The organism is Paraburkholderia sp. GAS41 (assembly GCF_050436545.1).
Taxonomy (GTDB): Bacteria; Pseudomonadota; Gammaproteobacteria; order Burkholderiales; family Burkholderiaceae; genus Paraburkholderia.
Map to the genome: position 1 here is coordinate 140,801 of NZ_JBNDMK010000006.1, position 13,793 is coordinate 154,593.

Here is a 13,793-nt window from a genome sequence, read left to right on the forward strand (position 1 = left end):
CGTCGTCCTTTATGACGAAGCGCGCAGCGCAACACCCAGCCAATCGAATCGCCACGCCCTGAAAGGAGTTACGCATGTCTCACCCGCTTCCCGCTGTGCGGCGCGTCGCCATCGTCGGCGGCAACCGGATTCCGTTTGCGCGTTCGAACACCGCCTATGCGAGCGCCTCGAATCAGGACATGCTGACCTTCACGCTGCAAGGACTCGTCGATCGCTTCAACCTGCACGGCGAGCGCCTCGGCGAAGTGGCGGCGGGCGCGGTCATCAAGCATTCGCGCGACTTCAACCTGACGCGCGAGTCGGTGCTCTCCACGACCCTCGCGAAGGAAACCCCGGCTTATGACGTGCAGCAGGCCTGCGGTACCGGTCTCGAAGCCGCCATTCTGGTGGCCAACAAGATCGCCCTCGGTCAGATCGAAGCCGGTGTTGCGGGTGGCGTCGATACGACTTCGGACGCGCCGATCGCCGTCAACGAGCGGATGCGCAAGATCCTGCTCGAAGCGAATCGCGGCAAGACCACCGGCCAGCGCGTCGGCGCGCTGACGAAACTGCGTCCGGGGATGCTCTTCAAGCCGCTTTTGCCGCGCAACGGCGAACCGCGCACCGGTCTCTCCATGGGCGCACACTGCGAACTGATGGCCAAGCGCTGGAGCATCGCGCGCGAGGCGCAAGATCAACTCGCCTACGAGAGCCACCGCAAGCTCGCCGATGCGTACACACGCGGCTTTCTGAACGACCTGATGACGCCGTATCGTGGCCTCGCGCGCGACAACAACTTGCGCGCCGACCTCACGCTCGACAAGCTCGCGAGCCTGCGGCCCGTCTTCGACCGCGACGCCGGCACACTGACCGCGGGCAACTCCACGCCGCTGACCGACGGCGCCTCCGCCGTCCTGCTGGCGAGCGAAGCGTGGGCCGCCGCGCACGGGCTGCCGGTGCTCGCGTATCTGAGCTGGTCGGAGACGGCGGCCGTCGACTACTTCGACAAGAAAGAAGGCCTGCTGATGGCACCCGCTTACGCCGTGCCACGCATGCTGGCACGTGCCGGCCTCACGCTGCAGGACTTCGACCTTTACGAAATTCACGAGGCCTTCGCCGCTCAGGTGCTGTGCACGCTCAACGCGTGGCAGGATGACGAGTATTGCCGCACGCGACTCGGTCTCGCGGGTCCGCTCGGCGCCATCGATCATACGAAACTGAATGTCAACGGCGGATCGCTCGCGACCGGGCACCCCTTTGCCGCGACCGGCGGACGTATCGTCGCCGGTCTGGCGAAAATGCTGGCGCAACTCGACAAACCGGCCGGCACGGCACGCGGGCTGATTTCGATCTGCGCAGCGGGCGGCCAGGGCGTTGTCGCGATACTCGAACGCTAGCGGCCGCTTGCGGATTTTTATGCCACGCCCAGGTATCGACATAGCTGCATATAAATAGACATAGAAGAAGCATCGCGCTTCAGGAGACATGCAATGAACCAGCCTATCCAATCGGCGCCGATTCCCTCGGCCGAGGCTAAACCGGCGCAGCATGCGCCGAACACCGACGGCATCTGGTACGCCTCGTATCCGCCAGACGTGCCGCGCGAAATCGATGTGCGGCAGTACGAATCGATCGTGCAGTTCTTCGACGAATGCACCGCGCAGTTCCGCGAACGGGTTGCGTATGTGAGCGTCGGCGCCAACCTGACCTATGGCGAACTGGCGCGCAAGGCCACGGCGTTTGCGGCGTATCTGCAAAGCATTGGCGTCAAGCCGGGCGAGCGCGTCGCCATCATGTTGCCGAACACCTTCCAGTATCCGGTCGCGCTGTTCGGTGTCCTGAAAGCCGGCGCGGTGGTGGTCAACGTGAACCCGCTCTATACCGTGCGGGAGCTTGCCCACCAGCTCAGGGACAGTGGCGCGCAGACCATCATCGTGTTCGAGAACTTCGCCAGGACCGTCGAAGAAGCGATGCCCGGCACGCGTGTGCAGAACGTGATCGTCACCGGTCTGGGCGACCTGCTCGCCGATGGGCTGAATCTGAAGGGGCGGATGCTCAATTTCGTACTGCGGCACGTCAAGAAGATGGTGCCGAAATACCGCCTGCCGCAGGCCGTGCGACTGCTCGACGCGCTCGCCTCCGGCTATAACCGGCCGCTCACGCCGGTGCGCCCGGGCCGCGGCGATCTGGCCTTTCTGCAATACACGGGCGGCACCACGGGCGTCGCCAAAGGCGCCATGCTCACGCACCAGAACATCATCGCCAACCTGTTGCAGGCGAAAGTATGGTCGCAAGGGCAGTTGACCGGCGACATCGAAACCGTGCTCACGCCGCTGCCGCTTTATCACATCTATTCGCTCACCGTGAACGCGATGATCTTCATGGGACTGGGCGGGCGCAATATCCTGATCGCCAATCCGCGCGACACCAAACGCGTGATGATGATCATCCGTCACGAGAAATTCACCGGCATCACGGCCGTCAATACGCTGTATAACGCGTTCCTCGAAAACGACGAGTTCAGGAAGCGCGATTTCTCGGACCTGAAACTCGCGATGGCGGGCGGCATGGCCACCCAGAAAGCCGTCGCCGAACGCTTCAAGGCCGTCACGGGGCAACCGATCATCGAAGGCTATGGGCTGACGGAATGCTCGCCGATCGTGTCGATGAACCCAGTGGACCTGAAGAACATGCGCGATTTCGAAGGCTCGATCGGGCTGCCCGCACCGTCCACCCAGGTGCGCTTCAGGAAGGACGACGGCAGCTGGGCGAATATCGGCGAAGCGGGCGAACTGTGCGTCAAGGGCCCGCAGGTGATGAAGGGCTACTGGAACCGTCCCGACGAAACCGCCAAGGTCTTCGACGACGACGGCTGGCTCGCCACCGGCGACATTGGCGTGATGGATTCGCGCGGCTTTATGCGGCTCATCGATCGCAAGAAAGACATGATTCTGGTGTCGGGCTTCAACGTCTATCCGAACGAAATCGAAGACGTAATTGCCATGCATCCCGACGTGCGCGAAGTGGCGGCGATCGGCATCCCCGACGCCGCGCAAGGCGAACGCATCAAGGTGTACATCGTTTCGCGCAATCCGGCGCTCACCGCCGAGCAGGTCATCGCGCACTGCCGCAAGAATCTGACCGGCTACAAGGTGCCGAAGCTGGTCGAGTTCCGCGACGAGCTGCCGCAGACCAACGTCGGAAAAATTCTGCGGCGTGCGTTGCGCGACGAGGAACTCGCCAAACAAAAAGGTGCCTGACGAAACATGCACCTCAAGCACACGTCGACCGGCAGGACTACGATCGATTCCGTTCACCCTGGATCTGGAGGGCAATGAATGAAGCATCATCTGTTCACGCGTTTGCAACCTGCGCCGGGTTTGACGCGCAATCTGCATCTCCTCGGGCCGCTGCTGCGACGCTCGCTTGCCGGTACGGTTTTCGCCTGTGCGTCGGCACTGGCGTTGGCGCAATCCGCCACGCCGCCGTCCGCCACGGACACGGCGGCCGATACCGCTGCCGACGCCGCGGCCGCCAGCGCCGTGCAGGCGCCCTCCGTGCCACCGACGCAGGCGGGCAAGCTGACTCTCGACCAGCAGATGCACTGGCTGCGCCAGGCCCAGCAAAGCGGTGCGCTGGAGAAACTCGACGACGCGCAGCTCGCCGCCCTGTTCCAGTCGCTCGATCCGCTCACGCTGCCGCGCTATATCCAGGAGGGACCGAACGGTTACCCCTCGTATGAGTTCAGGATGTCGCGCTGGGAGCGTATCAAGGGCGAGTGGCCGGACAAGCCGGATCACATGCTGGTACGCATCGCGCACGATCCGCTGCGCATCTACGCAAAATGGCTGCCCGATGGGACGCACGCGGGCCAGGAAATCATCTACGACGAGTCCAGACGCAGCGACGAAATGTATGGGCACCTGGGCGGTGTGCTCGGCGTCGTGCCGCTCTGGACCTCGACGACCGGCGCGCTGGCGCGTGCGCAATCGAATCACCAGGTGCGCGACCTCGGCACCGGGTACATCACTAACCAGTATCTGGCCGAGGGCAAGAAATACGTCGAAGCGGGCGTGCCCCGTTCCACCCAGATCGGTGTGCAGACTATCGAAGGCGTGCGGGTCGTCACCTTCACGTACGAGACGCCGATCGGTCAGCCGCAGTTCTATGCGAAGAAGGAAACGCTTGGACTCGATTTACGGCATCCGTATTTCCGCACGGTCGAGTCGTATGCCAATGACGGGAAAATCTTCGAGCGAATCGTGTTCGAAAGCATCACGCCGAAACCCCTCGACGATGCGGTCTTCGATCCGAAAAACCCGGCCTACAAGTTCTGAATAGGTGCTCAGCGTGAACGCGAACGCATCGCGCCGGAACCGAGCAGAAATGCCACGGGCGCGCACGGTTCCGCGCAGCGTTCGCAGCGTTGTTCGACTAGTTTCGTCGAGCAGCGCGCGAGTTCGCCGAGTACAAAATAATCCGAAGCACGCGCGACGCCGATCACGAGACCCCGTGTGGAGGCAAGGCGCGGCGCGAGCGTCGTGTACCACAGCGTGCCGATATCGTCGCCGCTCTCGTGGTTTATTTCGAACACCGAAATGCCTTGGCGCGTGACCTCGCGAGAGAACGCGCGCCCTCCCGCGAGACTCGCATCCACCAGCGCAATCGTATGGCGCGCCGCGCCGACGTGCGCGATCCACGGCAATGTGCCGCCCGCCGCCGAAAGCCATGCACCGGTCATCATGAAAGCACGTCTGTCCATGGCTTCATCCGGTTTTTGCAAATCTCGCGTGATCTACGTTCACACCTTCCGTGTACCAGACATGCGCGCCGCGCCGCCTCATGTATAACCGCGCCGTGTGCGCCACGCCGCCGGCCATACACCCTGCTTACCCGGCGACAAAATGCCGGCTGGGTCGAGCGTATCCTTGATCGCCTCCGACAGGCGCAACAGGGCGCCGTCGTTGAAACTGTACTGCGCGGCGGCCAGATCCATGTAGGCCAGATGCGACCGGTACTCGCCGTAGCCGGCCGCACGCGCATCGCTCATCAGCACGCGTAGCAGGTCGCCCGCCCGATCCGCCTGCAGGGCATTGTCGCGATCGAAAATGATCGCAACGATATGGTTCAGATGACGCGTGCCGGCTGTGAAACCGCCGTAGTAATCGAAGCCGTATTCGGCCGCGCGGGCCTTCGCCATGGTGTACTGGCGCATCGCATCGCGCCCGGTGGCTGGGCACACCGGCGAAAAATCCACGTGCGCGCCCGCGCCGCCGCGCCAGTCGAGCATCCGGAACGCGCTCATGGCAGGAATGCCAGCCATGTTGCGGTCGCCGCCGCCGGTCGGCTGCTCGTCGCCGCGATACAGATGCGCAATCATCTTCGCCTGCGGCACCTGCGCGAACGCGCGCTGCACGATCGCGTAGCGCGCGTCGATCACCTCGGGCGTGCCGTATAGCGCGAAATGCAGATTCCAGCGGCCCACGTCGAGCTTCCTGAGCATCGCGTCAATCGCGCTTTCCGGCATGGGACCCGTCCCCTGGTACCATTGCGACCGCGGACCCAGTCCGGCTGCGCGGCGCAAGCCGCCTTCGATCACGGCGTTGTTGCGGATCGTTTCGTCGAGCCGCAGCGGCCGCAGAATCTCGACGATCGCTTCCAGATCCTGTTCATGACGAAACTGGATTTCACCGAGCCGATACGCCGGCGGCGCCGGCATCAACCACACGCCCAGCTTCGTCACCACACCGTAGTTGGACTGCATGAACATCGCATCGAACGACGGGCCATAGCCCGGCTGGAACGTCTGCCATGCCGTGCCGATCTCGATGCCGCCCATGCCCGTCCGCACGATGTCGCCGTTGGCCAGCACGACTTCCATGCCGCACTGGTTGGCGGCATGGTCGCCGTAAGACGTGTAGCCGAAGCCGCGTTCGAGCGTATTGCCGACCACACTGCCCCAGCCGGCCGCCGGTGGATCGACCCACAACCGATGGCCGTTGTTGCGCAGATACGCGTACAGGTCGAAGTAGCTGACGCCGGGTTCGAGCAGCGCATAAGCCAGCGTTTCGTTGACTTCGATAATGCGGTTCATGCGCTGCAGGTCGAGCACGACCGAACCCGTCAGACGCGGCGCCGCGCCGCCATACGCGAAGTTACGGCCGGTGGAGACGGTCCAGAGCGGAATGCGATACTGCGTGGCGACGCGCAACACGGCGCGCACGGCGTCCACCGAATCCGGCCGCACTGCGGCGGATGCGGCGAACGCGGCCGCCTCGCCCGGCGCGAACGGATCGCGGTAGGAGGCGAGATCGGTGCCGGACGACACCACATGCGGCTCCCCCACAATCGCACGCCATGCGGCGAGCGCCCGGTCGAACTGCGCCTCTAAAACGTTCGGCGGCAAAATACGTGTCAAGACCGCTCCTTTGACTGCTCAGCCAGGTCACCCAGGTGCGGCCACCTTCACCGGTGCCCGCCGCCCCCGCCAAAACCACCATGCATCCCGCCGGCGCTGTGCCAGGGTCCCGCACCGTGCCAGCCGCCCGAACGCATCCCCGCGCCGTACGACACGCGGTTGAAATGAAAATAGCCGACTGGATGGCGGTGATGAAAGCGGTCGATGAAAATAAACGGCCCACCGAAGCCGACCGTCAGGAAACCGCCCCAATAGAATGGATCGTAGTACGGATAGATCGGCGCCGGATACAGCGCCACGGTATTGTCGAGGCCCTGCACGATCTGCCAGGTGCCGTCCGGTTGCAGGCAGGCCATTCCGGTGATCTGCTGCATCGCGCCGTCGATCTCGGCCTGACCTGTGACCGTCTGGCACGGCGGCGCGGCATCGGCCACCGTGTCGGTAGCGGTCTGCGCCGCCACCGGTCCCGCGCACGCCAGACACACACAGAGTGCCGTGCAGCGTCCTTTGATATTACGCATAATTTTGTCCCGCCCGACGGTCCGGCGTCGCGGCCGCCCACGCGGTCGTCACCGTGAAGACCCCATCGTTTGCCTCGCATCCGTCCGTGCCGCCGCCGCTCGTCACACGCAACAGCAACTCAGACTCGCCATGACTAAACGAGGCGCCTCACCGCACTATTCCGGCGCCGGGCGAACTGCGAACCGCGCGTGCGTTACGGCGTGTTTCAAGGACCCTTTCAGGGCATGAACCCGAGCCTATCCGGGCAACACGGTGACGGGACGCTATTGCCAGGACTCCGGCTTGCCGCCCAGATCGCTGCATACGTCAATCGCGATTTCGCGCAGCTTGCCCTCCGAGATCGGTCCGGACATCGCATAGCCCACGTGGTCGCTGACCCAGTAGAAGGTGCGGCGATTGCCTTCGCGAAACAGGCGAAAGGCAGCTTCGTTGTCGCCCATGTCGGTCACGTAGAGCGTGAGCCGCGCACCTTCCGGATTCTCGTACATGAACTGGGCGGCCGGGCCCGCATCGCCGGGCAGCAGCCGTCCGCCCACCAGCGAATAGCCGTACTCCTGCAGTGACGGGACGGAAAGCGGCCGGTTCAGGCGTTTGGACAACCAGTTGACCAGATGGCCTTCCTCGCTCGCGGCGACCTCGACCGGGTGGCGCTGCTCCGGCGTATAGACCGCATAGGCGATGTCGGCGCGCTTCGCAAAGCCCATCGGTTCATGACCGCGCAGGCTGTCCGGCAGACGCGAACCCAACGGTCCCAGCAGCAGCGCGAGTCCCGCACCGGCGACGAGCCAGCACGCCGCGAGGCCGACACGCCGCCACCATGGAACCGGCGCGCGCACGACGATGAACGACGCCTCGTCAGCCACGGGCGCGCCGCACAATGCCTTGAGCGCCGCCTTCTGGGCACGCCAGTCCGCCACCCGCGCGGCAGCGGCCGAATCCTGCGCGAGATGCTCGAGCACGGCGGCATGCGCCTCGTCCGGCAACGCTTCGTCGACGAACGCCGACAACGCCTGCAGGTCAGGCGGCTTCGGCACGGCGGAATGAGGGTCGTCGTAGCTCATCACGGATTTCTCACTACTTTGAGCGGCGCGGGCTTACGCGTCGGACCTTCGGTCAGAAGCACACGCATGTGTTCGCGCGCGCGCGACAAACGCGACATCACCGTGCCAACCGGCACGCTGAGCGCGATCGACGCTTCCTGATAAGTCAGCTCCTCCACGCACACGAGCAGCAGCACTTCGCGTTGCTCGAGCGGCAGGCAATACAGCGCCCGCTGCAGATCGCGCAGCACGAGGCCGTCGACGACCCCGGCCGGCGCCTCCAGATTGCGCCACGGTGCGCTCTCTTCGTCAACCGTAATCTCGCGGCGGGCCCGCAACTGGTCGATGTACAGATGCCGCAAAATCGTCAGCAGCCATGCCCGCAAGTTGCTGTTGGGACGGAATGCCGCCCAGCGCGCGAGAGCGCGCTCGGCGGTGTCCTGCACCAGATCGTCCGCCCAGGCGGAATCGCCCGTCAGTGCGCGCGCATAACGCCGCAGCTGCGGGAGCCAGGAAATCACTTCCGCTTCGAAATTCACGCGGCGAACCGTGCGCGCGGGCGCTCAATAACCGCCGCTGCTGCTGGTGGACGAACTCGAGCCGCTGTCGGGCGTGGTGCAGCCCGTGACACCCAGCGAGGCCAACGCGATTGCCACAAGCACGCACGCGGTCGAAACGATACGGAATGGTTTCATGCACTGTCTCCAGGAGAGGCTTGGCCCAGCCGACCGGACGGCTTGCCGCGCAACGTCCGCAGCAAGCTGCCGTGCCCGGCGTGTCAGGGGTTCGCCCCGTAAGGCGGTCCGAACGGGACGAAGCCGACGCGATGCACGAAATGTGCGTCGCTATGGAGACATAACGTCGACAGCCGGCGTTTTATTCCGGCCGCGCGCAGATAACGCCAGGATCGCGCTCCCGCCGGTGCCGGGCGGCCCGTGTTTGTCGGCCAGATCCCAGACCAGATTCGTAACTCAACGTTACCGAAGCCAGTTATCAGATGCTTCCGGGCGCGCAAGCCGTTATAGTGGAACCAGATCGCTCACCCGTCCGCGCCCGGCCCCGAAAAGGGTAGAATCGCGGCGAGCAACTGTCCTTCTTACCTGACTTGTCCATGGCATCCGCAGAATCGCATCCGCAAAACGACTTCATGAACGCAGCGCGCAAAGAACGAAAGCGCGTCGAGATCTATCTTGTCAATGGCATTCGCCTGACAGGATGCATTGAGTCGTTCGATCAGTATCTGGTGATGCTGCGCACGCCAGTCGGCTTGCAAGGCATCTACAAGCGCGCCATCTCGACCATCCAGCTCGACACCGGCACCCGGCCTGCGCCGCGCGCCGGCCGGCCGTCGCATGGCGAGCACACCACGCGGGGCCCGCATGGTTCGCGCGAACCGCGTGAGCATCGCGAGCCACGCGAACCGCGTGAGTCGTATGGCAGCCAGCCGTCCGGCGAGCGCCCAGCGTCGTCGGAACGCCCGCCTTCGGACGGTCCGGTGGTCGTGACGCGGCGCCGGCGCCTGTTCGGCACCGGCAGTGGCGACGGTCATGGCGGCGGAAACAACAGCGGCGGCAACAACAATAACAACAACGGCAACGAATAAGCCGTTGCGCAGCGGCGGCCTACTCCACCGGGCCGCCCAGCCGCCGCAAGATCTGCTCGATACGCATCCCCTGCAGGTAGTTCAGCTCATAAGCCGTTTTGATGGCCAGCACGCGACGGCGCCAGTAGCCCGCATCGAACATGTGCACCATCGGTTGTCGCGTGGCCCAATCCAGATGTTCCAGTTCCGCATCCACGACGTGTGACCCGCTAAGGCGTTGTGCCTGCTGCGACCCGTTCGATTTCATAGCTGCGCCCCCTCCGCCAACTCGTCACCTTGCCACCCGGATGCGGCCGGTGCAGACCGTCCGCGACACACCCAAGACGAGCCAACCCAGGGCAAATTCAAGGAACGGCCAGGTGGCCGGCGTCGACAGGTTTGCGCTATCCTGACTGCTCGACACCTTATGCGGAGGATGACATGTCCAAGCCGAAGCCCCACGCGCCGCCCTCCGGTGAGACAGCCGAAGACCGACTCGACGAAGCCCTCGACGAGACCTTCCCCGCCAGCGACCCGATCGCCGTCGATCCCACCGAGCGGCCGCACCCCGTCCCGGCGCAGCCGACACCGGCTAAAGAAAGCAGGCGCACGTAAACCCGCCGCCTGAACCGCACGCGGCTCCGCACCGCGCCCCAGCACGTCCGCGCCCTGGCACTTCCGCCATCAGCGTAACCGCAGAGGCGCGCTGCTGCATCGCTCGCCGCGCGCCGATCCCTGCCCGCTCCCGCCAGAAGGAACGACAGCATGCCCAGCGACCCTGCCCGCCCGCTCACCCCCAGTTCTGCCCGCTTCCTGCGCGAACGCGACGGACACGAAGCCCGTGTCACTAACGTCGAGCTGTTCTTCGATCTGATCTATGCCTTTGCGGTCACGCAACTCTCGCATCGGCTGGTCCATCACCTGAGCGCGTTCGGCGCGCTCGAGACGCTGGTGCTCTGGTTCGCGGTTTGGCTCGGCTGGCAATACACCTGCTGGGTGACGAACTGGTTCGATCCCGAACGCATCCAGGTCCGCCTGCTGCTGTTCGGCGTGATGCTGATCGGCATGGTGATGGCCGCGAGCCTGCCGCTTGCCTATGGCGAGCGCGGCCTCGTCTTTGCGATCAGTTACGTGGCGATCCAGGTGGGCCGCAGCCTCGTGGTGCTGGCTTTTCTTGGCCGCGACCATGCACTCACGGCGAACTTCCGGCGTATCTGCGGATGGCTGGCGATCTCCGGCATCGCGTGGATAGCGGGCGGCCTGCTGGACGGCTTGCCGCGCTTTGCCTGCTGGAGCGTGGCGGTGCTGTGCGAGTACCTGTCGCCGATGTTCGGCTTCCCGCTGCCCGGACTCGGACGCTCGAGCGCCGCCGACTGGCGCAGCGCCGAGGGCGGTCACATCGCCGAGCGCTGCCAGGCCTTCGTGATTCTTGCGCTCGGTGAATCGGTGCTGGTGACAGGCGGCACGCTATCCGATCTGGACACATGGACCGAACCGTCGATCATTGCGTTTCTGGTGTGTTTTGCCGGCAGCGTGGCCATGTGGTGGGTGTACTTCGATACCAGCAGCAGCGCCGGCAGCCGCGCTATCGCACGCGCCCGCGAGCCCGGCCTGATGGCGGCGTATTTCCACTACGTGCATGTGATCCTGATTGCCGGCGTGATCGTCTCGGCGGCCGCCGACGACCTCGTGATCCTGCATCCGCCCGAACGCATCGACTGGCCGACTGCCTGGCTGCTGCTAGGCGGCCCGGCCATTTACGTGGCGGGCAGCGGCCTGTACAAGCGCGTCGTCTACGGCGGGTTTCCGCTATCGCACTGGGTCGGGCTGGTGCTCCTCGCGCTGATCGCGCCGCTCGCGTTTCACACCGATCTGCTGATGACCGGCGGTCTCACCACGGCGGTCATGATCGTAGTGGCTGCGTGGGAAAGCATCTCGCGCCGTCATCTGACGCAAGCTGGCGAGGCGCTCGGCGCGGAGTAGCCGCAGCGTCCTTTTGCCCAGCACAAGAAACAACAAAACCTCGCCCTGAACAACAGGCGAGGTCACGTTTTTTTGCCGCCAGAACCGAGCGAGCGACGCCCGCTCAGTGCATGGTCGGCAGGCCGCTATCGAGCTGGCGCTGCAGTTCTTCCACCTGACGCTGCGCTTCACGCAACTGGGCCTGAGCAGTAGTCTTCTGCTGCGCGAGCGCCGCAGCTTCCGCGCGCGTCTGCTGCTGCTGGCTGTTGACGATGGTCTGTTGCTGATGCGCCACATTCAGGTCGGCCTGCAGACGATTCGCACGGTCCTGCGACAGCGCGATCATGCGCTCGGTGAAGGCTTTCTGCGCCTCCAGCCGGGTGCGCCGGATCTCGACATCCGAAAGCTGCAGGGTCTGGCGGACGAAGTCCTTGTAAATCATTTCAGCGCGCGTTTCATCCTCGGTCTTGATGACCCGCCAGAACGTTTTTTGCTGGAACAGCGCGACGTAGTACGTCATTTCCTTCGGATAAAACAGCATGCTTGCGCCGTAACTACCGTTGTAGGTCGTGCGCAATTCGCTCAGATCCGAGCCGCGGATCATCTGCTGCAGTTCCGCGACGTTACCGGCGGCGGATTGCTTCGCCTCGTCCGGCGTCAGTGCGGCCGATTGCCCAGGCTGCTCCTGCGTCGTGGCTGGCAATGCTGTTGTCGTAGCCGGCTGGGAAACGACGGCGGCGCTTGCCCCACTACCTGTCAAAGCCTGCGCGTAAACACCTTGCACGGTCCCGAGCGCAACCAGAGTGCCCAAGACAATCTGTCGAAGTTTCGACTTGTGGTCCATGTAATTCCTGCTTGAACAGTTTTTGTTTTGTTACATCTTGTCTCATTATTACTCACTTTCGCGAATTTCGGGTTCCTCGTCGAAAATTTGGTACTTGCGCATTTTTTCCCATAACACCTTGCGGCTGATGCCTAAGGTCCCTGCGGTATCCTGCCTGCGCCAACCGTTTGCGTCGAGCGCCGCGAGCACGCGATTGCGCTCTGCCATATCCCATTTACTGCGATCCACCAGCACCTCCGCCGCGCTCTCGGCCGGCACCGGCTGGTTGCTGCGCGCGAGCGCGAGCAGCCGCTGCAGCCGCGCCGCATCCCACGTGCCGATCTGGCGCACCGTCACGCCGATCCGCTCGGCGAGGTTGCGCAACTCGCGCACATTGCCGGGGAAATAGGTGTCGGCTACCGCGTCGGCCAGCCAGTACGGGATGTCGGGTAAGGTCGCGAGCTTGTCCGCCCCGACCACCGACGCGATGAACGACTTGAAGATGGCGATCTTGTCGACCGCGCCGCGTTCTTCGAGCGAAGGAATTTTCAGTTCGATCACCGCCAGCCGATAGTAAAGGTCGGCGCGGAACGTGCCGTCCTTGACCTGCTGTGGCAGGTGCTTGTGGGTGGCGGCCACCAGCCGGAAGTCGAGCTTGACGGGCGTCGCCGAACCGATCCGCGTCACTGCGCTGTCTTCCAGCACGCGCAGCAGCTTGACCTGCTGATACAGCGGCAGATCACCGATTTCGTCGAGGAACAGCGTGCCGCCGTCGGCCTGCTCGAAATAGCCTTTGTGGGCAACCACGGCGCCCGTGAACGACCCTTTTGAATGCCCGAAAAAGAGCGACTCGAACAGGCCATCGGGAATCGCGCCGCAGTTCACCGGCACGAACGGGCCTTGCCCGTAACGGCGATGCTTTTCGTGCAGCAGTTGAGCGACGCGTTCCTTGCCGACGCCGGTCTCGCCATGCACCAGCACGCTGGTGTCGCAGTCCGCGAAGGTGTCGACTTCGTGCAGCAGCGCCTGCATGCATTCCGAGTTCGCCACCAGCGCGCTCGACTCGAGCGTCTGCGCGGTGTGCGCGCGCAGTTGCAACACCAGCTTGGTGGTCATCCCGCGCAGCTCGGCGCAGGTGAAGTCGAGCGGCAGGATATGGGAATACTCGGACGGATACATCGTGGGATCGTGATCGCGCGGTGCCGCGCCGACCCACACCACCGGCATGCCGTGCGCGGCTTGCCAGTCACGCAGGATCAGCGCGCCGCTGTCGATGACGGACACGCTGATGATCGCCAGCGACGGCCGTTGCGCGGTGCGTTCGGGCGAAATCGCGATGTCGTCGGCACGGATCACCTCGACATCGAAGCTCGCCATGCAGCGCGCGACACGGTCGACAATGTCGGCCTTGCCTTCCCAAACGTAGATATCGAGTTCGTCGATTTTGGCGGTGGTTCTCATTGGCGA

Annotated in this window: 15 protein-coding genes; 6 read left to right on the forward strand and 9 right to left on the reverse strand. The window is 64.3% G+C overall.

The annotated features are described in order from the left end of the window. Nucleotides 1–74: 74 nt before the first annotated feature. From P3T43_RS11470 to P3T43_RS11480, 3 genes are all read left to right on the forward strand, one after another. A complete protein-coding gene (locus P3T43_RS11470; protein WP_429281155.1) occupies nucleotides 75–1,376 on the forward strand; it encodes an acetyl-CoA C-acetyltransferase in 1,302 nt (433 codons plus the stop codon). Between the two features lie 93 nt (nucleotides 1,377–1,469). Beyond that, nucleotides 1,470–3,239, forward strand: coding sequence for an AMP-binding protein (locus P3T43_RS11475; protein ID WP_429281156.1), 1,770 nt, complete (start codon nucleotides 1,470–1,472; stop codon nucleotides 3,237–3,239). Nucleotides 3,240–3,317: 78 nt separating this feature from the next. Beyond that, entirely contained in the window at nucleotides 3,318–4,316 is a 999-nt protein-coding gene (locus tag P3T43_RS11480) for a DUF1571 domain-containing protein (RefSeq protein WP_429281157.1), read from the forward strand. An 8-nt stretch (nucleotides 4,317–4,324) separates the two neighbouring features. On the opposite strand, the gene P3T43_RS11485 is transcribed toward P3T43_RS11480, so the two are convergent. From P3T43_RS11485 to P3T43_RS11510, 6 genes are all read right to left on the reverse strand, one after another. Further along, nucleotides 4,325–4,741: a hypothetical protein gene (locus P3T43_RS11485; RefSeq protein WP_429281158.1), complete on the reverse strand. Its 417-nt coding sequence runs from the start codon at nucleotides 4,739–4,741 to the stop codon at nucleotides 4,325–4,327. 78 nt (nucleotides 4,742–4,819) lie between these two features. Continuing rightward, complete coding sequence (locus P3T43_RS11490; RefSeq protein WP_429281159.1) at nucleotides 4,820–6,397, reverse strand: FAD-binding protein; 1,578 nt, start codon at nucleotides 6,395–6,397, stop codon at nucleotides 4,820–4,822. A gap of 47 nt (nucleotides 6,398–6,444) precedes the next feature. Next, on the reverse strand, nucleotides 6,445–6,918 hold the full coding sequence (locus P3T43_RS11495) for a hypothetical protein (RefSeq protein WP_429281160.1): 474 nt from the start codon (nucleotides 6,916–6,918) through the stop codon (nucleotides 6,445–6,447). Between the two features lie 264 nt (nucleotides 6,919–7,182). After that, nucleotides 7,183–7,980 carry an anti-sigma factor family protein gene (locus P3T43_RS11500; protein WP_429281161.1) on the reverse strand — a complete coding sequence of 266 codons (798 nt, stop codon included), beginning with the start codon at nucleotides 7,978–7,980 and terminating at the stop codon, nucleotides 7,183–7,185. Continuing rightward, complete coding sequence (locus tag P3T43_RS11505; RefSeq protein ID WP_429281162.1) at nucleotides 7,980–8,498, reverse strand: sigma-70 family RNA polymerase sigma factor; 519 nt, start codon at nucleotides 8,496–8,498, stop codon at nucleotides 7,980–7,982. Before P3T43_RS11505 ends, P3T43_RS11500 begins: the two co-directional genes overlap by 1 nt. A gap of 24 nt (nucleotides 8,499–8,522) precedes the next feature. After that, nucleotides 8,523–8,654, reverse strand: coding sequence for a hypothetical protein (locus P3T43_RS11510; RefSeq protein WP_429281163.1), 132 nt, complete (start codon nucleotides 8,652–8,654; stop codon nucleotides 8,523–8,525). 416 nt (nucleotides 8,655–9,070) lie between these two features. Here P3T43_RS11510 and hfq point away from each other — a divergent pair, with 416 nt between their 5' ends. Then, complete coding sequence (gene hfq / locus P3T43_RS11515) at nucleotides 9,071–9,562, forward strand: RNA chaperone Hfq (RefSeq protein ID WP_429281164.1); 492 nt, start codon at nucleotides 9,071–9,073, stop codon at nucleotides 9,560–9,562. 19 nt (nucleotides 9,563–9,581) lie between these two features. Here hfq and P3T43_RS11520 read toward each other — a convergent pair whose 3' ends face one another. Continuing rightward, the gene (locus tag P3T43_RS11520; protein WP_429281165.1) at nucleotides 9,582–9,809 is read right to left on the reverse strand and encodes a hypothetical protein; all 228 of its coding nucleotides are present in this window, start codon (nucleotides 9,807–9,809) and stop codon (nucleotides 9,582–9,584) included. A 173-nt stretch (nucleotides 9,810–9,982) separates the two neighbouring features. Between P3T43_RS11520 and P3T43_RS11525 the strand changes: the two genes are divergently transcribed. Together P3T43_RS11525 and P3T43_RS11530 are read left to right on the forward strand one after the other, a co-directional pair. Beyond that, nucleotides 9,983–10,156 (forward strand): hypothetical protein, encoded by a 174-nt coding sequence (locus tag P3T43_RS11525; RefSeq protein WP_429281166.1) that lies wholly within the window; start codon nucleotides 9,983–9,985, stop codon nucleotides 10,154–10,156. A 150-nt stretch (nucleotides 10,157–10,306) separates the two neighbouring features. After that, nucleotides 10,307–11,524, forward strand: a complete 1,218-nt coding sequence (locus P3T43_RS11530; protein WP_429281167.1) for a low temperature requirement protein A — start codon at nucleotides 10,307–10,309, stop codon at nucleotides 11,522–11,524. Between the two features lie 103 nt (nucleotides 11,525–11,627). Here P3T43_RS11530 and P3T43_RS11535 read toward each other — a convergent pair whose 3' ends face one another. Together P3T43_RS11535 and P3T43_RS11540 are read right to left on the reverse strand one after the other, a co-directional pair. After that, the gene (locus tag P3T43_RS11535; protein WP_429281168.1) at nucleotides 11,628–12,347 is read right to left on the reverse strand and encodes a DUF2968 domain-containing protein; all 720 of its coding nucleotides are present in this window, start codon (nucleotides 12,345–12,347) and stop codon (nucleotides 11,628–11,630) included. Nucleotides 12,348–12,395: 48 nt separating this feature from the next. Then, nucleotides 12,396–13,787, reverse strand: coding sequence for a sigma 54-interacting transcriptional regulator (locus P3T43_RS11540; protein WP_429281169.1), 1,392 nt, complete (start codon nucleotides 13,785–13,787; stop codon nucleotides 12,396–12,398). Between the last annotated feature and the right edge of the window lie 6 nt (nucleotides 13,788–13,793).

What these genes read in the sequence shown, in the direction of transcription:
- P3T43_RS11470 (WP_429281155.1), top strand. Translation starts at nt 75, where the DNA reads ATGTCTCACCCGCTTCCCGCTGTGCGGCGCGTCGCCATCGTCGGCGGC.
- P3T43_RS11475 (WP_429281156.1), top strand. Translation starts at nt 1,470, where the DNA reads ATGAACCAGCCTATCCAATCGGCGCCGATTCCCTCGGCCGAGGCTAAA.
- P3T43_RS11480 (WP_429281157.1), top strand. Translation starts at nt 3,318, where the DNA reads ATGAAGCATCATCTGTTCACGCGTTTGCAACCTGCGCCGGGTTTGACG.
- P3T43_RS11485 (WP_429281158.1), bottom strand. Translation starts at nt 4,741, where the DNA reads ATGGACAGACGTGCTTTCATGATGACCGGTGCATGGCTTTCGGCGGCG.
- P3T43_RS11495 (WP_429281160.1), bottom strand. Translation starts at nt 6,918, where the DNA reads ATGCGTAATATCAAAGGACGCTGCACGGCACTCTGTGTGTGTCTGGCG.
- P3T43_RS11500 (WP_429281161.1), bottom strand. Translation starts at nt 7,980, where the DNA reads ATGAGCTACGACGACCCTCATTCCGCCGTGCCGAAGCCGCCTGACCTG.
- P3T43_RS11510 (WP_429281163.1), bottom strand. Translation starts at nt 8,654, where the DNA reads ATGAAACCATTCCGTATCGTTTCGACCGCGTGCGTGCTTGTGGCAATC.
- hfq (WP_429281164.1), top strand. Translation starts at nt 9,071, where the DNA reads ATGGCATCCGCAGAATCGCATCCGCAAAACGACTTCATGAACGCAGCG.
- P3T43_RS11520 (WP_429281165.1), bottom strand. Translation starts at nt 9,809, where the DNA reads ATGAAATCGAACGGGTCGCAGCAGGCACAACGCCTTAGCGGGTCACAC.
- P3T43_RS11525 (WP_429281166.1), top strand. Translation starts at nt 9,983, where the DNA reads ATGTCCAAGCCGAAGCCCCACGCGCCGCCCTCCGGTGAGACAGCCGAA.
- P3T43_RS11530 (WP_429281167.1), top strand. Translation starts at nt 10,307, where the DNA reads ATGCCCAGCGACCCTGCCCGCCCGCTCACCCCCAGTTCTGCCCGCTTC.
- P3T43_RS11535 (WP_429281168.1), bottom strand. Translation starts at nt 12,347, where the DNA reads ATGGACCACAAGTCGAAACTTCGACAGATTGTCTTGGGCACTCTGGTT.
- P3T43_RS11540 (WP_429281169.1), bottom strand. Translation starts at nt 13,787, where the DNA reads ATGAGAACCACCGCCAAAATCGACGAACTCGATATCTACGTTTGGGAA.